Below are 21968 nucleotides of genomic sequence, written 5' to 3' on the forward strand. Positions count from 1 at the left end.
CCCTCGTCGGCCATGACAGTTAATCTCGAGGTCGACGAGGGTGTCGGCACCATCCGCCTGGACCGTCCCCCGATGAACGCCCTGGACATCGCGACCCAGGACCGGCTCCGCGAGGTGGCGGAGGAGGCGTCCCGGCGCGAGGACGTACGGGCCGTCGTGATCTGGGGCGGCGAGAAGGTGTTCGCGGCGGGCGCGGACATCAAGGAGATGCAGGTCATGGACTACGAGGCCATGGCCGTGCGGTCCCGCGCACTGCAGGACTCCTTCACGGCGGTCGCCCGGATCCCCAAGCCGGTGGTGGCCGCCGTGACCGGTTACGCCCTCGGCGGCGGCTGCGAACTGGCGCTCTGCGCCGACATCCGGATCGCCGCGGCGGACGCCAAGCTCGGCCAGCCCGAGATCCTGCTCGGCCTCATCCCCGGCGCGGGCGGCACGCAGCGCCTGTCGCGCCTGGTGGGCCCGGCCAAGGCGAAGGACCTGATCTTCACCGGCCGCATGGTCAAGGCCGAAGAGGCGCTCACCATCGGTCTGGTGGACAAGGTGGTCCCGTCCGCGGAGGTGTACGCCGAGGCCCGCGCGTGGGCCGAGCGGCTGGCCCGCGGGCCGGCGCTGGCGCTGCGCGCCGCCAAGGAGGCCGTGGACGCCGGTCTGGAGACCGATCTGGAGACCGGCCTCACCATCGAACGGAACCTGTTCGCAGGGCTGTTCGCCACCGAGGACCGTACGACGGGCATGCGCAGCTTCGTCGAGGAGGGTCCGGGCAAGGCGAAGTTCCGCTAGAGCGAACCCGGTTGAGTGACAGCCGGCAGCCGTCTGGTCGCCTTAAGCCGACCTTAAGAGGACCTTAAGGCGACCTGCGCCGATTTCACCGGCCGTTCGTCGCGGGCGCCCCCTTCGTGCAGGTGAGGGGGGTCGCGTGAGATCCATCATTGCCCTTGACATATGCCAGTACGGCAACTCGGAATGACGCGTTCCGCCCCGTCAATTCCCCCGATCCGCCCCGAACCGCCGTTGTGTACGGCCATCATGAGAGCATGGCGGGGCAGCAGGGAGCATCTGAGCAGCCGCAGCGGGTAACGGTCCCGGCGGCGGGGTGGCCGCCCACGGCGGTCGACGATCTGGCGGCGACGTCCCTCGATCTGTTGGGGAGTCCCTCCGTGGACGAGGTGCGGCTCACCTCGCGACCGGAGTCCGCGGCCGCGGCCCGCCGGCTCGCCCGGTCGGTGCTGCGGCTCTGGGGGCTTCCCCAGTTCAACGACGTCGTCGAGTTACTCGTCTCCGAGCTCGTGGGCAATGCCGTGCGTCACACGGGGGCCCGGACCTTCGGTCTGCGCATGCTGCGCCGCCGCGGCTGGATCCGGGTGGAGGTGCGCGATCCCTCCCGGGCGCTGCCCTGCCTGATGCCGGTGCGCGAGATGGACGTGAGCGGACGCGGGCTCTTCCTGATCGACAAGCTCGCCGACCGCTGGGGCGTGGACCTGCTGCCGCGCGGCAAGACCACCTGGTTCGAAATGCGGGTCATGGACCGCTGAACGGCAAATGAACAGCTAACCTGCGTTTGCAAGGTCAGTGTCCCACCTCACTCCCACATCGTGAGGTTTCAGCTGCGATGTCTCGTATAGTTGTGGAGCACGACCCCCATGACCCGGGCTCGGTCGTCCCATGGCGTCGTGGATCACACCCCCTGGCTCCACGACGAATCGAGAGGCCCCAGCAGCGTCGCACAACGATGCGCAGGGGCCTCTTCTGTCTTCCGGCGGGACACGCCGACAAGGGTGACCATTCCGGCGACCGGGCGATACCGGGGTGATCGTGGGCATATGATCGCACTGCGTACACTGCGCCGGCTCTGCGCCGCCGCCCTTTCGCTGGGGGTGCTCGCACTCCCCGTCTGCACGGCCGCCGCGGCCGTCGACCCGGGTCTTCCACGCGACCCGGCCGTCCCCGAATGGTGCCCCGTCGTCCCGGACCGGCTCTACGCGGCCGCGGACACCAGCGTCGACCTCGACCGGATCAGGCCCGGCGAGCCGAGCTGGCGCTCCAACTGCAACGCCCTCTTCCGCGGCGACGACCGCCCGCCGGAGTCCGTCTTCAAGGACGGGCTGCGTCCCGAGGACGTGAGCGACGGCGAGTACGACCTGCAGGCCTATGCCCGGCGGGAGCAGCCCTCGCCGTTCGTGGCCACCACCTACGACCACGAGGCCCTCAAACAGCGGACGACCGTCTACCACTACTACATCGACGCCCCCGGGGGCATCGAGCTCGACGAGACCCTCGGCACCCGGGAACTGCGCTCGGCCCGTACCGGCGTGGTCTTCCCGGGGGGCGTCGCGCGGCAGTTCATCGTGAAGGCCTGCCCGGTGGACAAGGCCACCAAGGCCGAACTCACGGCCCGGTGCGTGCCCAACCCCGCGTACTCGCCGTGGCGCGGCTGGCCCGCCCCCGACTGGACGGGAGTGAAGGAACCCGGCGCCCAGCCGCCCGCCGTCAAGCCGCCCGCCGTCAAGCCGCCCGCCGTCAAACCCCCTGCCGTCAAACCCCCCGCCGTCAAGCCGCCCGCCGCTCAGCCGCCCGCCGTCAAGCCGTCAGCGCCTCCGGCGGTCCGGCCGGGCGCGTCACCGGCCGGCCGTCCGGCCGCGCCCCAGCCCGTCCAGCAGGGCACGCCTCCGGCGGCCCGGCCGGCCGCGCCGCCCGTCGCCCAGCCGGGCGCACCCCGGACCCCGGTGGAGGGCGGGGACGGCCCGGTGGGCTGACGGCACCCGCGGTACCCGCTCCGTCGTGCGGTGCGGTGACCGGCCCCGGCCGGACACCGCACCCGCGGCGGAGCCCGCTTCGCCACGGGCCGTTCCTCATCCCGGCCCGTGGGCGATCGCCCCGGTCACGGCAACGCGAACGGCGGCCACCAGCGCTCCGGTGAGCGTGGCGGCCGCCGTTCGGCAGGTGCTGCGGCGGGGCTTTCAGCCGAGGCGCAGCACCGAGGCGAGCACCTCTTCCAGGGTTGCCGCCGGGTCCTCCACGGCGTCCCGGCTCCGCCACGCGACGAACCCGTCCGGGCGGACCAGGATCGCGCCGCTCGGCGTCATGCCGTGCACGGCCGTCCAGTCCGTGCCCGCCTCGGGCACCAGGTCGGCCTGGGTGGACTCACCGAGCCGGTACGCCTGCAGCGGCACCCCGAGACGCTCCGCGACCGAGCGGGCCGCGTCGTGCCAGGCCGTGCCCTTCGGGCCGTCTCCGGTGAGCAGCACCATGGAGCGCTCGTACAGGTCCAGCGTGGAGCGCCGCTCGCCCTCCCGGGTGGTCACCCACACGTGCGGGGAACGGCCACCGGGCTCGGCGACCGGGCGGAAGTCCTCGGGGACGACCGGGCGCCCCGGATCCGCGCCGAGGAAGGCGCCCTCGGGGTAGCGGTAGCCCAGCGCGACCACCAGGACCCCCTTCTGGGGACCACCGCCCGCCGGCGGCGCGTAACCGGGGTGGGCGTGCTCGGCGGAACGGGCGGAGGCCCGCTCGCTGGTGGCCACGGCGACCGGGCGGCGCTCGGCCTCGTACGTCTCCAGCAGCCCCGGACCGGCCCAGCCGCCCACCACCGCGGCGAGCTTCCACGCCAGGTTGTGGGCGTCCTGGATACCGGTGTTGGAGCCGAAGGCGCCGGTGGGGGACATCTCGTGGCACGAGTCGCCGGCCAGCAGCACCCGCCCGCGGCCGTAGGAGTCCGCGACCCGCTCCGCGGCCCGCCAGGGGGCCCGGCCGGTGATCTCGACCTCCAGGTCCGGCACACCCACCGCGGTGCGGATGTGGGCGGCCAGCCGGTGGTCGGTGAAGTCCTCCGGCGCCTCGCCCCGTTCGGGGTGCCAGGGTGCGTGGAAGACCCAGTTCTCCTGGTTGTCGACGGGCAGCAGCACCCCGTCGGCGTCCGGATTGGTCAGGTAGCACGCGATGAAGTAGCGGTCGCCCACCGCGTCGGCCAGCCGCTTGGCGCGGAAGGTCGCGCTGATGTTGGCGAACAGGTCGCCGCGGCCGCTGTGCCCGATGCCCAGGGCGCTGCGCACCGGGCTGCGCGGGCCGTCGGCCGCGACCAGGTAGTCGGTCCTGACGGTGCTGCGCTCGCCGGTCTCCCGGTCCATCAGCTCGCAGGTGACGCCGTCGTCGTCCTGGGTGAACGACAGCAGCTCGGTGCTGAAGCGCAGGTCGCCGCCGAGCTCCCGGGCGTAGTCCAGGAGCACCGGCTCCAGGTCGTTCTGGCTGCACAGGCACCAGCCGCTGGGGCTGATGCCGGACAGCCGGCCGCCCGGGTCGATCTCCCGGAACAGCCATTCCGCGTTGTCCGAGGTCAGCGAGTCGGCTTGCAGGATGCCGTGGTTGTCGGCGAGTACCGAGGCGGCCCGCCGGATCAGCGGCTCGGCGCCGGCGGTGCGGAACAGCTCCATGGTCCGCAGGTTGTTGCCGCGGCCACGGGGGTGGATGGAGGTACCCGGGTGCTTCTCGACGAGGACGTGCCGGACGCCGAGCCGGCCCAGGAAGACTGAGGTGGAGAGCCCGACGAGGGAGCCCCCCACGATGAGGACCGGGACCCGGTCTTCGGCCTGTGGAGTCATAGGTCCCTTGATGCCCGATTACCGGGAGTATTTTCGCCCGTCACCCAATTGGATCACATATCTCGCACCGGTTGGGCCACCACAGCACGATCGTTGGACGACGGACCTCGGGGGTTGCTCGCTCTCGGAAGAGGTGGAATATGCCGGCCCAGGCCGAAAAGGTCTCGCAGTCCGCGCTCGATGGCAATCGCCTGCGCGTCGTCCTCATGCTTGAAGTCGAGGACGGTGCCGAGCAGCGGTTTCTTGATGCGTATGACCAGATGTGCCGCCGTGTCGCTGCCGTGCCCGGACACGTCAGCGACCAGCTTTGCCAGTCGATCGAAAATCCCTCGCAGTGGCTGATCACCAGTGAGTGGGACAGTGCGCTGCACTTCCTCGCCTGGGTGGACAGCCCGACCCATCTGGAGATGGTGCAGCCGATGCACGGCTGCGTGAAGGACACCCGCTCGCTCCGCTTCGGGGTGCTGCGGGAGACCCGTACCTCCTACGAGTCCGGTCGCATGCAGACCGTGCCGCGGGTCGGGGACGGGATCATCCGCCACGCCATCACCTTCACCGTGAAGCCCGGCAGCGAACAGAAGGTGGCGGACATCCTGTCCGGCTACACCTCGCCGCAGGCCGTGGTCGACGAGAACACGCGGCTGCGCCGCACCTCGCTGTTCATGCACGGCAACCGCGTCGTGCGCGCCGTGGAGGTGGAGGGCGACCTGGCCAGGGCACTGCGCCATGTGGCCCGCCAGCCCGAGGTGCGGGCGGTCGAGGAAGCCATCAACCCCTACCTGGAGGTGGACCGGGACCTCAACGACCCCGGCTCGGCACGGGAGTTCTTCGCCCGCGCCGCGCTCCCGGCCGTGCACCACGTCGCCATGGGCGCCGACCGGCCGGAGCAGCTGAGCCGGCACGCCCTGATCTACCCGGCCAAGGCGGGCTCCGGCCCGGCCGTCGCCAAGATGCTCGCCCAGCAGGACGAGGAGGCCGTGGACGCCCCCAAGGGGCCGCTCGCGCGCAGCACCGTCTACCTCCGCGAGGACATCGTCGTGCGACTGGTGGACCTGCGGGTCCCGGTCGAGGAGGTCCCGCTGGTCGCCGTGGGCGCCGCCGGCAAGCACAAGGCCGGCGTCCTCGCCAGGCTGCTCGACCTCGGTCCCGACTGGGACCTCGCGGACGAGCAGGGCCTGAAGCGGTTCCTCGTCGAGTGCGACATGCGCCTGCTCACCGACCGCAGCGCGGCCACGTCCTGACCCGTCCGAGCCATTGGCAGCCGGCAGGTACCGGCCGGTCCGGGGTGCGCCCCGGACCGGCCCCCGCCGGAGGAGGCAAGCATGGATGATCTTCTGACCAACGAACGGAACGTCCCGTTCACGCCGACCATCGTGAACCTGGGGGACACCCCGCACAACCGCCGCCGCGGCGGCGACCTGCGGGCGATGCTCACCCCGACCGCGTGCGGCGCCACCAGCGGCTTCATGGGCGTCGCGCTCGTGGACCCCGGTGACCGGATCGGCGAGCACTACCACCCGTACTCGGAGGAGTTCGTGTACGTGGTGTGCGGCGCGCTGGAGGTGGACCTCGACGGCGAGCCCCACGTGCTCCGCCCGGAGCAGGGCCTGATGATCCCGCCGTACGTCCGCCACCGCTTCCGGAACGTGGGCGACACCGAGGCCCGGCTCGTCTTCCACCTCGGTCCGCTCGCTCCGCGCCCGGAGCTGGGCCACGTCGACACCGAGGTCACCGAGCAGACCGAGGACGCGGCGTCATGACCCGCCGGGTGGCGGTCACCGGGGCCGGTGTCGTCGCCCCCGGCGGTGTCGGGGTCCCCGCTTTCTGGGAACTGCTCACCGCCGGCCGGACGGCGACCCGCGGGATCACGCTCTTCGACCCGACGGGCTTCCGGTCCCGCATCGCCGCCGAGGTCGACTTTGACGCGGCGGCCTGCGGGCTGAGTCCGCAGGACGTGGAACGCGCCGACCGGTACGTCCAGTTCGCGCTCGTCGCGACCGCCGAGGCGGTCCGCGACGCCGGGCTGGAACTGGACGAGGAGGACCCCTGGCGGGTCGGGGTCTCCCTCGGCACCGCCGTCGGAGGCACCACCCGGCTGGAACACGACTACATACGAGTCAGCGAACGCGGCGCCCGCTGGGACGTCGACCACCGCCAGGCGGGCGCGCACCTGCACCGGGCGTTCGCGCCCAGCGCGCTCGCCTCGGAGATAGCAGAACGGCACGGCGCCCGCGGCCCCGTGCAGACCGTCTCCACGGGCTGCACCTCGGGTCTCGACGCTGTGGGGTACGCGTTCCAGACCATCGAGGAGGGACGTGCCGACGTCGTCATCACCGGCGCGTCCGACTCCCCGATCTCACCCATCACGGTGGCCTGCTTCGACGCGATCAAGGCCACCTCCCCCAACAACGACGACCCGGCCCACGCTTCCCGGCCCTTCGACGCGCATCGTGACGGCTTCGTCATGGGCGAGGGCGGCGCCGTGCTCATCCTGGAGGAACTGGAGCACGCCAAGGCCCGGGGGGCCCGGATCTACTGCGAGATCGGTGGCTACGCCACGTACGGCAACGCCTACCACATGACCGGGCTCACCACCGACGGCCTGGAGATGTCCGAGGCCATCGACCGGGCCCTGGACCACGCCAGGCTCGACCCGGCCGACGTCGACTACGTCAACGCCCACGGCTCGGGCACCAAGCAGAACGACCGCCACGAGACCGCGGCGGTGAAGCGCTCGCTGGGCGCACATGCCTACTCCACGCCCATGAGCTCCATCAAATCCATGGTCGGCCACTCCCTGGGTGCGATCGGCGCCATCGAACTCGCCGCCTGCACCCTGGCCCTCGCCCACGGCGTGGTGCCGCCGACCGCCAACTACGAGACCCCGGACCCGGAGTGCGACCTGGACTACGTCCCGCGCACCGCCCGTGAGCTGAAGCTGCGCGCCGTGCTGTCCGTCGGCAGCGGATTCGGCGGCTTCCAGTCCGCGGTGGTCCTCAACCGACCGGAGGGGAACCAGCGATGAACACGCAAGCGGTGGTCACCGGCATCGGCGTCGTCGCGCCGAACGGCATCGGAGCCGACGCATTCTGGAAGGCGACCAGGGAAGGTGTCGCCGTCCTCGACGCGATCAGCCGCGAGGGCTGCCGGGACCTGCCGCTTCGCGTCGCGGGAGAGGTCCGCGGCTTTGAGGTGTCGGCGGTCGTCGAGGACCGCTACACGGTGCAGACCGACCGGTTCACCCACTTCGCGATGGCGGCCGCCGACCAGGCACTCGCCGACTCCGGACTGCGCTTCGACGAGGAGGCACCCTTCGACATCGGAGTGGTGACCGCGGCCGGTTCCGGCGGCGGCGAGTTCGGCCAGCGCGAGCTCCAGCAGCTGTGGGGCAAGGGGCCGCGCTTCGTCGGCCCGTACCAGTCCATTGCCTGGTTCTACGCCGCCAGCACCGGACAGATCTCGATCCGCGGCGGCTTCAAGGGACCGTGCGGCGTGGTCGCCAGCGACGAGGCCGGCGGCCTCGACGCCATCGCCCACGCCTGCCGCAACATCACCCGCGGCACCGGCACCCGGGCCGTCGTCGTCGGCGCCGCCGAGGCGCCGCTGGCGCCGTACTCGGGTGTCTGCCAGCTCGGATACGAGGAACTCAGCCTGGAGGAGGACCCCCAACGGGCCTATCTGCCCTTCACCCGGAACGCCCGCGGTTTCGCCCCCGCCGAGGGCGGCGCGATGCTCGTGGTCGAGGACCCCGGGCACGCCGCCGGCCGCGGGGCCGAGGTGCAGGCCGTCATCGCGGGGCACGGCGCCACCTTCACCGGCGCCTCGCGCTGGGCGGAGTCCCGCGAGGGACTGGCCCGCGCCATCGGCGACGCCCTCGCGGAGGCCGCGTGCGCACCCGGGGACATCGATGTCGTCTTCGCGGACGCGCTCGGGACCCCGGAGGCGGACCGCGCCGAGGCGCAGGCACTGGCCGACGTGTTCGGCAAGCGCGCCCCGAAGATCCCGGTGACCGCTCCCAAGACCGGTACCGGCCGCGCCTACTGCGGCGCCCCGGTGCTCGATGTGGCCGCCGCCGTGTTCGCCCTGCGGCACGGAGTCGTGCCCCCCACCCCCAACATCACCGACACCTGCCACGACCTCGACCTGGTCACCGGCCGGCCCCGGCCGGCGGAACTGCGGACCGCGCTGGTGCTCAGCCGCGGCCTCATGGGTTCCAACTCGGCCCTGGTCGTCCGGTCGTGACGCAGGCGCAGTGAAGGAGAGCTCTTCCATGAGCAAGGAACTGACCTACGGCGAACTCGCCGCCCTGATGAAGTCCAATGCCGGCATCACCGTCGACGTGGCCCTGCTGAGCGGCCACCCCGAGACGCCCTTCGCCGAGTACGGCCTCGACTCGCTCGGCCTGCTCGGCATCGTCGGTGCCCTGGAGAACGACCGGGGCATCCCGATCGCCGGCGACGCCGACTCGTGCAAGACCCCCGGCGCCTTCATGAACGTCGTCAACAACTCACTCAAGGCAGGAGTCTGAGCCATGCCCGGCCACACCGAGAACGAGATCACCATCCCCGCCCCCATGGACGTCGTCTGGGACATCACCAACGACGTGGAGGGCTGGCCGGACCTGTTCAGCGAGTACGCCTCCGTGGACATCGTGGAGCGCGAGGGCGAGCGGGTGGTCTTCCGGCTCACCATGCACCCCGACGAGCACGGCCAGGTCTGGAGCTGGGTCTCCGAGCGGACCGCCGACCGGGCCACCCGCACGGTGCGCGCGCACCGGGTCGAGACCGGCCCGTTCCAGTACATGGACATCCACTGGGAGTACGAGGAGGTCCCCGGCGGCACCCGGATGCGCTGGACCCAGGACTTCGCCATGAAGCCCGGCGCCCCCCTCGACGACGAGGCGATGACCGCCCGGATCAACGACAACTCCAAGATCCAGCTGGAGCTGATCCGCGAGCGGATCGTGCAGCGCCACGGCGGCGGCGCATGAAGACCTACCGCAGCCTCATCGTGGCCAGGATGAAGCCCGGAGTCGAGGACCGGGTGGCGCAGGTCTTCGCCGAGTCGGACAAGGGCGAGCTGCCCGGTCTGATCGGGGTCACCGGACGCAGCCTGTTCCAGTTCGGCGACGTCTACCTGCACCTGGTCGAGGCCGACCGGCCGCCCGGCCCGGAGGTCGGCAGGTACAAGGACCACCCGGCGTTCCGGGACATCAGCGAACAGCTGTCGTCCTTCATCTCCGCGTACGACCCCGAGACCTGGCGCGAGCCCAAGGACGCCATGGCCCGGGAGTTCTACCGCTGGGAGCGCAGTGGCTGACGAGGCCACCGCCGAGCCGGACTGGGTGCGCTGCGAGCGCTGTGCCGCGCTGGTGTACGGCAAGCGCTACGCCCGCACGCTGCGCGTCTGCCCCGAGTGCGGCGCGCACGGCCGGCTCACCGCCGGGCAGCGGCTCGACCAGCTGCTGGACCCCGGCTCCTGCAAGCCGCTCGCCGCGGAGCGCGGCGAGCGGCCGGCGGAGCACGACCCGCTGGGCTTCACCGACACCCGCCCGTACGCCGAGCGGCTGCGGGAGGCCCGGGCGGAGACCGGGATGGACGAGGCCGTCGCCTGCGTGCAGGGCACCGTCGAGGGACAGCCCGTCGTCGTCGCCGCGATGGACTTCCGCTTCCTCGGCGGCAGTCTCGGTCTGGGCGTCGGTTCGCAGATCACCCGGGCCGCCCGGACCAGTCTGCGACGGCGCGTCCCCTTGCTGCTCGTGACCGCCTCCGGCGGCGCCCGTATGCAGGAGGGCGCCCTGTCGCTGATGCAGATGGCCAGGACCGCCCAGGCGCTCGCCGAACTCGACGAGGCGGGCGTCCTCGTGGTCTCCCTGGTCACCGACCCCACCTACGGCGGCGTCGCCGCGTCCTACGCGACCCTCGCCGACGTCATCATCGCCGAGCCCGGCGCCCGGATGGGCTTCGCCGGGCCGCGCGTCATCCAGCAGACCACCGGCCAGCGGCTCCCCGAGGGCTTCCAGACCGCGGAGTTCCTCCTCTCGCGCGGCCTCATCGACGACGTCGTCCCCCGTGCCGCGCTCCGCCCCACCCTGGCCCGGCTGCTGCGGCTGCGCTCGGGGGAGGAGCCCGAGCGGGCGGGGGCGCGCCGCCCGGCCGAGCGGCCCCGTCCGGCGACCGTGCCGCGCGGGCCGGCCGTCCGCGTGGTCCGCACGGCGGACGAACTGCCGGAGCGGGACGCCTGGGAGGCGGTGCGCCTGGCCCGGCACCCGCTGAGGCCCACGGCCGCCGACTACGCGACCCATCTGCTCCAGGACTTCCACGAGTTGCACGGCGACCGGCTGGCGGCCGACTGCCCGGCCGTCATCGGCGGGCCGGGCCTGCTCCACGGCAGCCCCGTCATGCTGATCGGCCACCACAAGGGCGGCCCCGGGCTGGAGGAACGCCGGCGACGGCACTTCGGCATGGCCACCCCGGCCGGCTACCGGAAGGCGGCGCGCCTGATGCGGACCGCCGCCAAGCTGGGCATGCCGGTGGTCACCCTCATCGACACCCCGGGCGCGAACCCCGGCCCGGAGGCGGAGAGCGGCGGCCAGGCCCTCGCCATCGCCGAGAACCTGCGGCTGATGGCCCGGTTGCCCGTACCGGTCGTCGCCGTGATCACCGGCGAGGGCGGCAGCGGCGGGGCACTGGCGTTCGCCGTCGCCGACCGGGTCCTGGTCAGCGCCAACGGCATCTACTCCGTGATCAGTCCCGAGGGCTGTGCCGCGATCCTGTGGAAGGACCCCGGCGCGGCCCCCGCCGCGGCGGCAGCCCTGCGGCTGCACGCCCGCGATCTGCTCCGGCTGGGCATCGTAGACGGCGTGGTCCCCGAGCCGCCCGACGGTGCCCACGGGGACCACGCCCACGCGGCCGCCCTCGTCGGCGGCGCGCTCTCGGCCGCCCTGGACGAACTGCGTCCCCGGGCCCCCGACCGGTTGCTGGCCGAGCGCCGCGACCGGTTCCACCGTTTCGGCCGACTGGAGGAGGAGGCAGCACCGTGACACTCCACGGCGACGACAGGACGGCCCGCCCCACGGGCGCGGGCAAGGCCCTCAACGGAACGTCCCCCGCCGGTGCGGCGGCCGCGCTCCCGGCGCTGGAGGCGGTCTGCCGCAGCGCCACCGAGCTGGCCCGTTCCATGCCCACCCCGCCGCGGCGGATCAGGCTGCGGCACGGCCAGACGGCGGTCGAGATCGAGTGGCCGGAACCGCAGGCACAGGCCCCCGCGCAGGCTTCCGCACACGTCCCGGCGGCCGAGGCCGCCGTGGCACCGGCGACCGCTCCCGCGGCGGCCTCCGCACCGGCTCCGCCACCCGCCGCCGGCCGGACCCAGGGGGCCGGCGCACCGGGGGCGCAAGGGGCGCACGGAGCGCACGATTCAACGGCACTTCACTACGTCTGCGCCCCCACCGTGGGCACCTTCTACCACGCCCCGGAACCCGGCGAGCGCCCGTGCGTCTCCGTCGGCGACCTCGTCCGCCCCGGCCAGCCGGTGGGCGTCCTGGAGGTCATGAAGATGATGAGCATCGTCGAGGCGGACGCGGCCGGCCGGGTCGTGGAGGTCGTCGTCCCGGACGGGCAGCCGGTCGAGTTCCAGCAGCCGCTGATCGCACTGGAGCCCATACCGGCGGGGGAGTGAGGGCCCGTGTTCTCCACCGTCCTGATCGCCAACCGTGGCGAGATCGCGCTGCGGGTCGCGCGTGCCTGCCGTGAACTCGGCATCCGGACGGTCGCGGTGTACTCCACCGCCGACCGTGACTCGGCCGTCGTCCGCTTCGCCGACGAGGCCGTGCACATCGGGCCGCCCCCGGCGAGGGCGAGCTACCTCAACATCCCCGCCGTCGTCGAAGCCGCCCGCCGCACCGGCTCGCAGGCCGTCCACCCCGGTTACGGCTTCCTTTCCGAGGACCCCGACTTCGCCGAGGTCTGCGAGGCCAACGGCCTCACCTTCATCGGGCCCTCCCCGGAGGTGCTCTCCCGGCTGGGTGACAAGGCGGCGTGCCGCACGCTGATGGCCGAGGCCGGACTGCCCGTGCTGCCCGGCAGCACCGGTCCGCTGGCCGGGGTCGCGGACGCGAAGGAAGTGGCACAGCAGACCGGCTACCCGGTGATCCTCAAGGCCGTCGCGGGCGGCGGGGGACGCGGCATGGCCGTGGTCACCGACCCGGACCGGCTGCTCGACACCTACCGGCGCACCGCGGCGCACGCCCGCTCGGTCTTCGGCGACGACCGGCTCTACCTGGAGCGGTACGTCGAGCGGGCCCGCCACGTGGAGGTGCAGGTGCTCTGCGACCGGCACGGCGCGGTGGTCCACCTCGGCGAGCGCGACTGCTCGGTCCAGCGGCACCACCAGAAGCTGGTCGAGGAGACCCCCGCCCCGGACCTGCCGGCGCGGCTGCGGTCGGCGATGTGCGACGCGGCCGTGCGCGGCGCCCGGGCGGTCGGCTACACGGGCGTGGGCACCTTCGAGTTCGTGCTCACCCCGGAGCGTAACTTCCACCTGATGGAGGTCAACTGCCGGCTCCAGGTGGAGCACCCGGTCACCGAGATGGTCACCGGGATCGACCTGGTCCGTGAGCAGATCCTGGTCGCCGCCGGACATCCGCTGACCCTGCGCCAGGAGGACGTCGTGCACCGCGGGGTCGCCGTGGAGTGCCGGGTCAACGCCGAGGACCCGGCGCGGGACTTCGCACCGGCCCCGGGCCTGCTCACCGAGTTCGAGGTGCCCGGCGGGCCCTTCGTACGGGTGGACACCCACGCCTTCCCCGGCTGGCGGATCGGCCCCGACTACGACTCCCTGCTCGCCAAGGCCGTGGTGTGGGCCCCGGACCGGGAGCGGGCGCTGGCCCGGATGGACCGCGTCCTGGAGGAACTGCGGGTGCGCGGCGAGGGCGTGTGCACCACGGCCGGCTTCCTGCGCAAGGTGCTGGCCCGCCCGGAGTTCCGGGCGGGCCGGCACACCACCGGTCTGGTGGGGGAGATGACCGGCTAGCGGGTCACCGCGCCCCGCCGACCGTGCTGTGCAGGGCGTGCAGGTAGGCGTTGACCGGGGTCACCTCGCCCACCTGCAGCCCGGCCTCCGTCATCAGCTTCACCATGCTGTCGCGCGTGTGCTTCTGGCCGCCGACGTTCAGCAGCAGGAGCAGGTCCATGGCGGTGGTGAAGCGCATGGACGGCGTGTCGTCGACGAGGTTCTCGATGACGACCACCTTCGCGCCGGCGCCGCCCGCCGCGACGACGTTGCGCAGCGTGCGCCGCGTGCTGTCGTCGTCCCACTCCAGGATGTTCTTGATGATGTACATGTCGGCGGACACCGGGATGTCCACCCGGCAGTCCCCGGGCACCATCCGGGCGCGCGCGGCCAGCGGACCGCCCTCGCGCAGCCGCGGGTCGGCGCCGGCGACGACCTTCGGCAGGTCCAGCAGCGTGCCCTGCAGATCGGGGTGCTTCTCCAGCAGCGCGGCCAGCACATGTCCCTGGCCGCCGCCGATGTCGGCGACCGAGCCGACGCCCGACAGGTCGAGCAGCGCCGCGATGTCCTCGGCGGACTGCCGGCTGGAGGCGGTCATGGCGCGGTCGAAGACCCGGGCGCTCTCGCGGGCGTCGTCGTGCAGGTACTGGAAGAACTCCTTGCCGAAGACCTCCGGGAAGATGTTGCGGCCGCCGCGCACCGCCTCATCCAGCCGCGGCCAGACCTCCCACGTCCAGGGCTCGGTGCACCACAGCGCGATGTAGTGCAGGGTGTTCGGGCTGTCCTTGCGGAGCATCCGCGACATCTCGGTGTGGACGAAGCGGCCGTCGGCCTGCTCCTCGAAGACCCCGTACGAGGCCAGGGCCAGCAGCAGGCGGCGCAGCTGGCGCGGCGCCGTGCCGACCATGGCCGCGAGCTCGTCCACGGGCGACGGGTCCTTGCCGAGCGCGTCCGGCACACCGAGCCTGACCGCGGCCCGTACGGCGGCGGCGCAGGCGGCGCCGAAGACGAGCTCGCGCAGCCGCATCGCCGGCGGCGTGGCGGCCTCGGCGGCCGCCGCGTTCGCGGTGCCGTCCGCGCTGGTGGTTTCTGTCAAGGTCATTCCTCGCACAACCCCTTCGGTTCGGAGACGCGGCACGTGTTGTCACGGAGGACATTCGCGGTGCCCTGGTCACGGTCGGCCAGATCGGCCGGGCTGTTGCCCAGGGTCGTGTTGCCCCGGACGGTGTTGCCGGTGTCGGGGGCGCCCACCACGCTGCGGAAGAGCACGATCCCGCCGGACATCGGTGAGGTGCCGTGGTTGTCCACGACCCGGTTGCGGACCACCAGGGTCCGCTCCGCCCCCGTCAGCACGATCCCGGCACCCTGGATGAAGGGGAGCCGGGCGTTGGAGGGGCAGTACTTGTTGTTCGCCGCCACGAGGTTGTCGGAGACGGTCAGGGCCCCGGCCCGGGGAACGCCCTCGTCCCCGACGACGAAGACGCCGCCGCAGTTGGCGGTGATGCGGTTGTCGACGACCCCCAGGTTGCGCACCCGGCGCAGCACGACCCCGATCCGGTTGCCCGTCAGCTCGTTGCCGCTGACGCGGGTGCGCCGGGTGTCCAGCGCGCCGCCCTCCGCGGCGGCGGTGTTGGCCAGGAAGATCCCCGACTCGGCGTTCTGCCGGGAGACGTTGTCGCGCAGGAGCGCGCGTACCGAGTGCTGGACGCCGATGCCCTGGCGCCCGTTGTGCTCGGCGGTCACGTCACTGACCTCCAGGCGGTCGGTCCACGAGGCGTCGACGCCGTTCTTGGGGAAGCCGGAGACCGACAGCGACCGCAGCCGGACGCCGTCCAGCCCGCTCTGCTCCGTTCCGGTGACGCACAGCCCGTTGCCCGCCAGGGCGCAGGCGTTCCCGTCATGCCCCGCGCCGGGGGTGAGGACGGTGTCCGCGCCGTGGCCGATCAGCGTCAGCCGCGGCTTGGTCACGTTGACGCTGCCCGGGTAGGTACCGGGGAGGATCTTGATGACGTCGCCCGGCCGGGCCCGGTCCACCGCGGCCTGGACGGATTCCCCGGGCCGGACGACGAGTGCGCCCGGCGAAGCCGCCTCGGCCCGGGGAAAGGCGCACAGCCCCAGCACACTGACGACCACGGCCACGGCGGCCGCGTGGGGCCGACGAAGTGTCATGACTGGCGTACCTGCTTTCCGAGTGACGTCCCGGGTCACCCGAAATCTGACGCTATGAGTGGTTCTGTCGGATCGCCACTCTGCCGGGGCATCAGAGGCGGCAGCGGGCGGAGGGCCGCACGGGCACCACCACCCGGTGACCGAGCACCCCCGCGTCCACCGTTCCGTCGGCCGCCGCGTACCAGCGCCAACGGGCGCCAGGGACCTGGCCGACCGTCAGGACCGTCCAGCCGCCGCCCTTCGGGCCCGCCAGCGCCGCCAGCAACCGGGCCTCCTCGGCCCCCGGCCGGTGCAGCAGCACGACCAGTCCCGTCGTGGCCTGCGGCGTCCCCGCCCCGCGCAGCGCGGGGATCTGACGGATGCTCCGGACCCGGATCACGGTGGGCGGCCCGGGCAGGTCACGGGCGCCGGGACCCACGGCGACCACCACCGTGCGGGCCGCGGGTGCCGCCGCCAACACCCCGTCCACCAGGGCGAGCACCGCGTCCCGTGCGACGGCAGGATCCCCCAGCACGCTGAGCACGCCGCCGATCCGCGCGAGGTTCACCAGCACCTGGCCCCGGCCGACCGCACCGAGCCTGGTCAGTTGGGGGAGCGGCCCCGGGCCGGTGGCGGCCGTCTCGGCCGGAGCGAGACCCGTGCGCTCCCAGCGGGTCGGGGTCAGCGCCGTCCACGGCGCCGGGGCCGGCCCGCACGCCGAGACCGTCGCCAGCACCCGGCCGGGCTCGGCGAGCACGCCCCGCACCCGGACCGGGCTGTCGGGCCGTCCCGCCAGGGCCAGTTCGCGCAGCGCGTGCCGGACCACCAGCGGGGTGCGGGTGTCCGCGGCGAGCCGCCGGCCGAGCGCCGCCCGCCGGCGCCGCCGCACCGCCCGCAGCAGCGGCCGCCGTCCCGCGGCGAGAGCGGCCAGCAGCACCACCGCCCCGATGGCCGCCGCCCCGGCTCCGTACGCCGGCCGGCCGGCCGCCCCGTCACGGGCCGCCCCGTCACGCGCCGGCCCCGGCGCACCGGCGGCGGTTCCCGGGCCCTCCGGCACCAGTCGTACGGGGGCGGCGGGGGAGCGGTCCGCGGCGGCGCCGGGGGAGGGGGCGACGGCGAACAGCACGGCGGCCGCCGCCAGCAGACGGACCGTCCTCATCGCGGGGCTGTACCGCATCGTTCCTCTCCTCCTGTGGACCGGCCGGGCACGCGGGGCGTGTGACCAGACACGGCCCGCGCCGCCCGGCGGTTCAATCGCGGGCCGCGCGGTGTGAGGCGGCTCACCTGAACCCGCCCCGGACGGGGGCCGTGTCTGCCTCGAGGCACCGCGGCACGGTCGGTGGGCGGACGGAGTGGGCGGATGGCGGCAGTGCGGCCCCGTACCCGGCAGAGCCGGGGCACGAGTGACGAGGCGCTCGTCAGGGCGCTCTACGAGGAACACGGCAGAGCCCTGCTCGCGTACGCGACCCGCCTGACCGGAGACCGCGCCGCGGCCGAGGACGTCGTCCAGGAGACCCTGATCCGCGCCTGGCGCCATCCCGACGCGCTGCTCAACGGCAAGGGCTCGGTGCGGGGATGGCTGCTCACCGTGGCGCGCAACATCATCACCGACCGGCACCGGGCCAGGGCCGCCCGTCCCACCGAGGTCGCCGAGTCGACGGCGACCCCACCCGTGGCACGTGACCACGCGGAGGCGGTGGTGGACGCCATGGTCGTCATGGAGGCCCTGGAACGGCTCTCCGCCGACCACCGCGACGTGCTCTACGTGCTCTACTTCCGGGGGCAGAGCGTCGCCGAGGCCGCCAGAACCCTGGGCATCCCCCCGGGCACGGTGAAGTCCCGGTCGCACTACGCCCTCAAGGCGCTGCGCGACTTCTGCCGGCAGGGGCCCGTCGAGCTGGGGGAGGTCGCCGCATGAGCACGCGGGAGCGGCACGACGGGGAGGCGCTCACCGCCCGCGTCCTGGGCGGGCTGGACGAGGAGGAGGCCCGCGCGGTGGACGAGCACGTCGCGTCCTGCGAGCCCTGCCGGACCGAACTCGGCGAACTGCGCGCGATGGTGCACGCACTCGGTGACGTCCCGCCGGAAGCCTTCCTGGACGGAACGCCGGAGGGCGGGGACCTGCTGCTGCAGCGGACGTTGCGTCAGGTGCGTGCCGAGCGCGCGGGCGCGCTGCGCCGCCGGCGGGCGGCCGCCGTGTTTGCCGCCGCGGTGGCGGCGGCCGCGCTCCTCCAGGGCGGTGTGATCATCGGTGAGCACCGGGCCGGGCGGGGGGCCCGGCCACCGGCCGCGGCCGCGCCGCCGGGGCCCGTGCGCACCGTCTCGGCCGCCGACCCGTCCACCGGGGCCCGGTTGACGGTACGGCTCACTCCGGCCACCGCCTGGGTGCGGCTGCAGGCCCGTGTCGGCGGCGTCCCGGCGGGGGAGCACTGCCTGCTGGTCGTGGTGGCCCGGGACGGTGCCCGGCAGATCGCCGGCAGCTGGGTGGTCCCGCCGACCGGGGAGGGCCACGGCGTCAGCCTGGACGGCTCGGCGGCGGTGGCCCCGCAGGAGGTCGTCGCGGTCGTCGTTGAGTCCGCCGACGGCAGGGCGTACGTGTCGGCGAGACCCTGACCGTCCCGCCGGCCGGGCAGGGCACCGGCCCCCGGACCCCGCTCCGGTGCGGGGACTTCTCGCTCCGCCGCGGGCGGCCGGCGCCGCCCCCGGCGAACGCCCGCGCGGGCCTCAGGCCGCCCGCGGTGCCGTGCCGAGGGAGGCGGTGATGGCGGCGCCCGCCCCGCGCACCGAGGAGTCGAGCTGCTCGGAGGTGTGACCGTTGACGGCGATGATCTCCACGTCGGTGATGCCCATCCAGCCGAGGACGCCGCGGACGTAGGGGGCGTGGAAGTCCATGGGCGCGAAGTCCGGGTTGTCGAAGTCGCTGCCGGACGCCCGCAGGACGACCGCCTTCTTGCCCTTCAGCAGACCCTCCGGGCCGTCCTCGCCGAAGGCGAAGGTGCGGCCCGCCATCATCACCTGGTCGATCCACGCCTTGAAGGCTGCCGGGACGCCGAAGTTGTACATCGGCACGCCCAGCACCAGGACGTCGGCCTCCTCCATCTCGCGGATCAACCGCTCGGATGCGGCCACCGCGGCCTCGGTGCCGGCGTCGGCGGCCTCGGCCGGGCCGAACACCCCGGTGATCCACTCGGGCGAGACGAACGCCGGGGTGTCGACGGTGAGGTCGCGGTAGGTGACGGTGCCGTGCGGATCGCGCGCCTTCCAGGCGGCGACGTACGCGGCGGACAGCCGGCGGCTCGCGGAGCCTTCGGCGCGGGCGCTGGAGTCGATGTGCAGCAGGTGAGCCATGGGATTCCCCAAAAAATACTGGATCGCACAATCCATATCCCGGGTGGGCGGAGCGCGATCGTGTGGTCGGTGTTCCTGCCACGGTAGGGGAAAGTTCGTTGAAAGATAAACTAGTGAGAGTTCAATCACTCGGGCAGTGCGTGCGGGTTCAGGGCCGCCAGCATCCGCTGCAGGTCGGCCTGGACGCGTCCCCGCTCCTGCGGGGCGAAGAGCGAGAGGGCCTCCTCCTCGGCGGGCATGACGGCCCGCTCGGCGCGGACCGCCAGCTCCTCGCCCTCCGGGGTGACGCTGATCTCGATGATCCGGCCGTGCGTCGGATGTGCCCTGCGTTCGACCAGTCCGCGCTCGGCCAGTCCCTGGACCGCGGTGCCCATGGACTGCGGTGTGACCCCGCAGCGGCGCGCCAGTTCGGCGCTCGACATGGCCCCGTAGACGCTCAGTTGCATGAGGGTGCTGAACTGCGCCTGGGTCAGCCGGAGCGGGCGCATCGCCTGCTCGATGCGGATCGCGTAAGCCTGCGAGAGCTGCCAGATCAGGTAGCCGATGTGCTCGCGGGGTTCGCGCAGGGGCATGCCGGGTGCCTCTCTGTTGTCTGTTAACTTATATAAGTCAACTTACATTATAGGAGGGACTCCCCCTGGTGGACACTGTGATCATCACCGATGCGAACCCCCCTGCGGACCCGCCCCCGTCCCACCACCGGCACCGGCACCGGCACGGCCCGGGGCCGCAGACCGACGCACCACCCGCCCGGGCGGGACTGACCGGCCCGAAGGCCGTGATCACCCCGGTGATCACGGTGCTCGTCGTCGGGCTCTCCTTCGTGAGCGTCTTCCTCGCCGCCTTCCACACGCCCACGGCGCACCGGCTGCCGGTGGCGGTCGTCGCCTCGGACCACTCGGCGGCCCTGTTCGACGTCCGCCTCCAGCGCATCGCGCCCGAGGCCTTCCAGGTCGACCGGTACCCCGACGCAGCCTCGGCCCGGCAGGCGGTGGAGCACCGGGAGGCCTACGCGGCCTACCTGTCCGAGGGCGGCAAGCCCCAGGTCGTCTACGCCGGTGCGAACGGCCCCGCGGTGTCCGCCCTGCTCACCCCCCTGGCGTCCGTTCCGCACGGCGAGGAACACAAGATCCCCGTGGTCGACATCCTGCCGCTGTCGTCCGGTGACAGCAGAGGGCTGTCGGTCTTCTACGCCTCCTTCGGCCTGATCCTGGCCGGCTTCCTCTTCGGCCAGCTGACCTACCAGGTCGCGCCACGGCTCTCCTTCTACCAGCGGGTCCTGAGCATCGGCCTCTTCGCCGTCGTCGGCGGCCTGGCCACCACCCTCATCGCGAGTACGGCCTTCGGCGCGATACCCGGCTCCTTCTTCGGGATCTTCGGCGTCGTCACCCTCATGGCCGGCGCGGTCGCCGCCGCCACCGTCGCGCTCATCCGCGTCTTCGGCCCGGCCGGGGTGCTCCTGGGCTCGATCTTCATGCTCATCATCGGGAACGCCACCAGTGGCGGCGTCCTCCCGCCGTACTTCCTGCCGGGCTGGCTGGAGCCACTGGCCTCCGTCATGCCGGCCGGAGTGGGCGTCCGTGCCATGGACGGAATCGCCTACTTCCACCACGACGGCCTGACCCGCGGGATCGTCATCCTCTGCAGCTGGATCGTGGCGAGCGTCGGCACCATGTTCCTGCTCGACCGCATCGCGGCGACCTCGGGGATCGTGCACGCGGCCACCCGCTGAGCCGGAACCACTGCTCCCGGGGACGTATCCGGCCGGCCTCCCCCCGGACGACGACCGGGCGTGCCGCCCCCGGCACGCTGGGGCCATGGCGACGACCACCATCCCCACCGCCGGGGCACGGGCGCACGACGGCCCCCGCACGGCCGACCGCCTGTGCCACGCGACCGGCGCCCTGCTGATCCTCTCGGGCCTGTTCCACCTCGGCGTCCTCGCGGTGGACGGTGGCCCCTGGGACGGCCCGGTCTCCTGGCGCAAGCCCGTGACCTTCGGGCTCTCCTTCGGCCTCACCCTCGTCGCGATCACCTGGGTCACCTCGTACCTGGACGTCGGCGCGCGCCTGCGCACGCCGCTGCTCGCCGTGTTCGCCGCCGACTGCGTCGTCGAGGTCGCCGGCATCACCCTGCAGGCGTGGCGGCGTGTGCCGTCGCACCTCGACATGGAGACCGGCTTCGACACCGCCGTCTCCATGACGCTCGCGGTCGGCGGCGCCGTTCTCGTGGCCGTCCTGTCGGTCTTCGCCGTCGCGTCCTTCCGGCGCCGGCCCGCCGGCCCCGCGGGCATGCCCCTCGCCCTGCGCGCCGGCTTTGCGATCCTGCTCCTCGCCCTGCTCTCCGGCGCCGCCATGATCGCCCGCGGCGTATATCTCACCCGCACCGGCCACCAGGCCGCCGCGTACGCCTCGACGGCCCCCCTCAAGCCCCTCCACGGCGTCAGCCTGCACGCCGTCCTCGTCCTCCCCGCCCTGGCCCGGCTGCTGTCCCGCACCCGCCTGACCGACCGGGCGACGACACGCATCCTCCTTGCCGCCACCGCCTGTTACGCCCTCGCGGTCGCGGCGGCCGCGGTATGGGCGGTGGCCACGTACCGCTGACGCGGGGTCCCGGTCCGGGCCGACGCGAGGGGACGGCTGCGCCGGATTCCCGAGGCCGACCTCGCCGTGCTGCGCAGGCTCCCCACCAACGGCGGAGCGTGCTGCCGACCGACCACCACACCGGCAGCGAGGCCGTGCGAGGCGGTCGGCGGACCGTGGGAGAGACGAAGGGCCGCACCAAGGAGCCGGGCGTCGACGTCGACATCGCCCACGGGCGGCTACCGGGGAGGGCGACCGATATCTCCGGGGCCGAACCCCCGTG

At 73.3% G+C, this 21968-nt stretch carries 23 protein-coding genes; 17 read left to right on the forward strand and 6 right to left on the reverse strand.

Going from position 1 to position 21968, the window contains the following annotated elements:
* Positions 1-12 precede the first annotated feature (12 nt).
* The 3 genes from ACFW3D_RS10780 (at position 13) to ACFW3D_RS10790 (ending at position 2753) form a co-directional block, all read left to right on the forward strand.
* Entirely contained in the window at positions 13-780 is a 768-nt protein-coding gene (locus tag ACFW3D_RS10780; protein ID WP_500503632.1) for an enoyl-CoA hydratase/isomerase family protein, read from the forward strand.
* A 377-nt stretch (positions 781-1157) separates the two neighbouring features.
* Positions 1158-1532 (forward strand): ATP-binding protein, encoded by a 375-nt coding sequence (locus ACFW3D_RS10785; RefSeq protein WP_500503634.1) that lies wholly within the window; start codon positions 1158-1160, stop codon positions 1530-1532.
* Between the two features lie 288 nt (positions 1533-1820).
* Positions 1821-2753 (forward strand): scabin-related ADP-ribosyltransferase, encoded by a 933-nt coding sequence (locus tag ACFW3D_RS10790; RefSeq protein ID WP_500503637.1) that lies wholly within the window; start codon positions 1821-1823, stop codon positions 2751-2753.
* Positions 2754-2957: 204 nt separating this feature from the next.
* On the opposite strand, the gene ACFW3D_RS10795 is transcribed toward ACFW3D_RS10790, so the two are convergent.
* Positions 2958-4595 (reverse strand): FAD-dependent oxidoreductase, encoded by a 1638-nt coding sequence (locus tag ACFW3D_RS10795; protein WP_500503639.1) that lies wholly within the window; start codon positions 4593-4595, stop codon positions 2958-2960.
* Between the two features lie 140 nt (positions 4596-4735).
* Here ACFW3D_RS10795 and ACFW3D_RS10800 point away from each other — a divergent pair, with 140 nt between their 5' ends.
* From ACFW3D_RS10800 to ACFW3D_RS10845, 10 genes are all read left to right on the forward strand, one after another.
* Positions 4736-5836, forward strand: a complete 1101-nt coding sequence (locus ACFW3D_RS10800; protein WP_500503641.1) for a SchA/CurD-like domain-containing protein — start codon at positions 4736-4738, stop codon at positions 5834-5836.
* Positions 5837-5917: 81 nt separating this feature from the next.
* Entirely contained in the window at positions 5918-6355 is a 438-nt protein-coding gene (locus ACFW3D_RS10805; protein WP_089225060.1) for a cupin domain-containing protein, read from the forward strand.
* The gene (locus ACFW3D_RS10810; protein ID WP_500503643.1) at positions 6352-7620 is read left to right on the forward strand and encodes a beta-ketoacyl-[acyl-carrier-protein] synthase family protein; all 1269 of its coding nucleotides are present in this window, start codon (positions 6352-6354) and stop codon (positions 7618-7620) included. The genes ACFW3D_RS10805 and ACFW3D_RS10810 overlap by 4 nt, the downstream gene beginning before the upstream one ends.
* Positions 7617-8837 carry a ketosynthase chain-length factor gene (locus ACFW3D_RS10815; protein WP_500503645.1) on the forward strand — a complete coding sequence of 407 codons (1221 nt, stop codon included), beginning with the start codon at positions 7617-7619 and terminating at the stop codon, positions 8835-8837. Before ACFW3D_RS10810 ends, ACFW3D_RS10815 begins: the two co-directional genes overlap by 4 nt.
* A gap of 28 nt (positions 8838-8865) precedes the next feature.
* Positions 8866-9123, forward strand: a complete 258-nt coding sequence (locus ACFW3D_RS10820) for an acyl carrier protein (RefSeq protein WP_500503646.1) — start codon at positions 8866-8868, stop codon at positions 9121-9123.
* 3 nt (positions 9124-9126) lie between these two features.
* Entirely contained in the window at positions 9127-9585 is a 459-nt protein-coding gene (locus ACFW3D_RS10825) for an SRPBCC family protein (RefSeq protein ID WP_500503648.1), read from the forward strand.
* Entirely contained in the window at positions 9582-9914 is a 333-nt protein-coding gene (locus ACFW3D_RS10830) for a TcmI family type II polyketide cyclase (protein WP_500503650.1), read from the forward strand. Before ACFW3D_RS10825 ends, ACFW3D_RS10830 begins: the two co-directional genes overlap by 4 nt.
* Complete coding sequence (gene accA / locus ACFW3D_RS10835; RefSeq protein ID WP_500503652.1) at positions 9907-11637, forward strand: carboxyltransferase subunit alpha; 1731 nt, start codon at positions 9907-9909, stop codon at positions 11635-11637. Before ACFW3D_RS10830 ends, accA begins: the two co-directional genes overlap by 8 nt.
* Positions 11634-12275 carry an acetyl-CoA carboxylase biotin carboxyl carrier protein gene (locus tag ACFW3D_RS10840; protein WP_500503654.1) on the forward strand — a complete coding sequence of 214 codons (642 nt, stop codon included), beginning with the start codon at positions 11634-11636 and terminating at the stop codon, positions 12273-12275. Before accA ends, ACFW3D_RS10840 begins: the two co-directional genes overlap by 4 nt.
* A gap of 6 nt (positions 12276-12281) precedes the next feature.
* Positions 12282-13628 carry an acetyl-CoA carboxylase biotin carboxylase subunit gene (locus ACFW3D_RS10845; RefSeq protein WP_500503656.1) on the forward strand — a complete coding sequence of 449 codons (1347 nt, stop codon included), beginning with the start codon at positions 12282-12284 and terminating at the stop codon, positions 13626-13628.
* A gap of 4 nt (positions 13629-13632) precedes the next feature.
* Here ACFW3D_RS10845 and ACFW3D_RS10850 read toward each other — a convergent pair whose 3' ends face one another.
* The 3 genes from ACFW3D_RS10850 to ACFW3D_RS10860 form a co-directional block, all read right to left on the reverse strand.
* Entirely contained in the window at positions 13633-14709 is a 1077-nt protein-coding gene (locus ACFW3D_RS10850) for a methyltransferase (RefSeq protein WP_500503658.1), read from the reverse strand.
* A complete protein-coding gene (locus ACFW3D_RS10855; protein WP_500503660.1) occupies positions 14706-15776 on the reverse strand; it encodes a right-handed parallel beta-helix repeat-containing protein in 1071 nt (356 codons plus the stop codon). Before ACFW3D_RS10855 ends, ACFW3D_RS10850 begins: the two co-directional genes overlap by 4 nt.
* A gap of 91 nt (positions 15777-15867) precedes the next feature.
* A complete protein-coding gene (locus tag ACFW3D_RS10860; RefSeq protein ID WP_500503662.1) occupies positions 15868-16932 on the reverse strand; it encodes a hypothetical protein in 1065 nt (354 codons plus the stop codon).
* A 183-nt stretch (positions 16933-17115) separates the two neighbouring features.
* On the opposite strand from ACFW3D_RS10860, the gene ACFW3D_RS10865 reads away from it, so the two are divergent.
* The gene (locus tag ACFW3D_RS10865; RefSeq protein ID WP_500503664.1) at positions 17116-17673 is read left to right on the forward strand and encodes a sigma-70 family RNA polymerase sigma factor; all 558 of its coding nucleotides are present in this window, start codon (positions 17116-17118) and stop codon (positions 17671-17673) included.
* On the forward strand, positions 17670-18368 hold the full coding sequence (locus ACFW3D_RS10870) for an anti-sigma factor family protein (protein ID WP_500503665.1): 699 nt from the start codon (positions 17670-17672) through the stop codon (positions 18366-18368). Before ACFW3D_RS10865 ends, ACFW3D_RS10870 begins: the two co-directional genes overlap by 4 nt.
* Before the next feature lie 111 nt (positions 18369-18479).
* On the opposite strand, the gene ACFW3D_RS10875 is transcribed toward ACFW3D_RS10870, so the two are convergent.
* Together ACFW3D_RS10875 and ACFW3D_RS10880 are read right to left on the reverse strand one after the other, a co-directional pair.
* Positions 18480-19103, reverse strand: a complete 624-nt coding sequence (locus ACFW3D_RS10875) for an FMN-dependent NADH-azoreductase (RefSeq protein WP_500503667.1) — start codon at positions 19101-19103, stop codon at positions 18480-18482.
* A gap of 125 nt (positions 19104-19228) precedes the next feature.
* The gene (locus ACFW3D_RS10880; protein ID WP_500503669.1) at positions 19229-19675 is read right to left on the reverse strand and encodes a MarR family winged helix-turn-helix transcriptional regulator; all 447 of its coding nucleotides are present in this window, start codon (positions 19673-19675) and stop codon (positions 19229-19231) included.
* Between the two features lie 68 nt (positions 19676-19743).
* Between ACFW3D_RS10880 and ACFW3D_RS10885 the strand changes: the two genes are divergently transcribed.
* Both ACFW3D_RS10885 and ACFW3D_RS10890 read left to right on the forward strand, forming a co-directional pair.
* Positions 19744-20835 (forward strand): YhgE/Pip domain-containing protein, encoded by a 1092-nt coding sequence (locus ACFW3D_RS10885; protein ID WP_500503670.1) that lies wholly within the window; start codon positions 19744-19746, stop codon positions 20833-20835.
* An 85-nt stretch (positions 20836-20920) separates the two neighbouring features.
* Complete coding sequence (locus tag ACFW3D_RS10890; protein WP_500503672.1) at positions 20921-21706, forward strand: hypothetical protein; 786 nt, start codon at positions 20921-20923, stop codon at positions 21704-21706.
* The last annotated feature ends 262 nt before the right edge of the window (positions 21707-21968 follow it).

The organism is Streptomyces sp. NPDC058864 (genome assembly GCF_042742985.1).
In the GTDB taxonomy this organism is placed as follows: Bacteria; Actinomycetota; Actinomycetes; order Streptomycetales; family Streptomycetaceae; genus Actinacidiphila.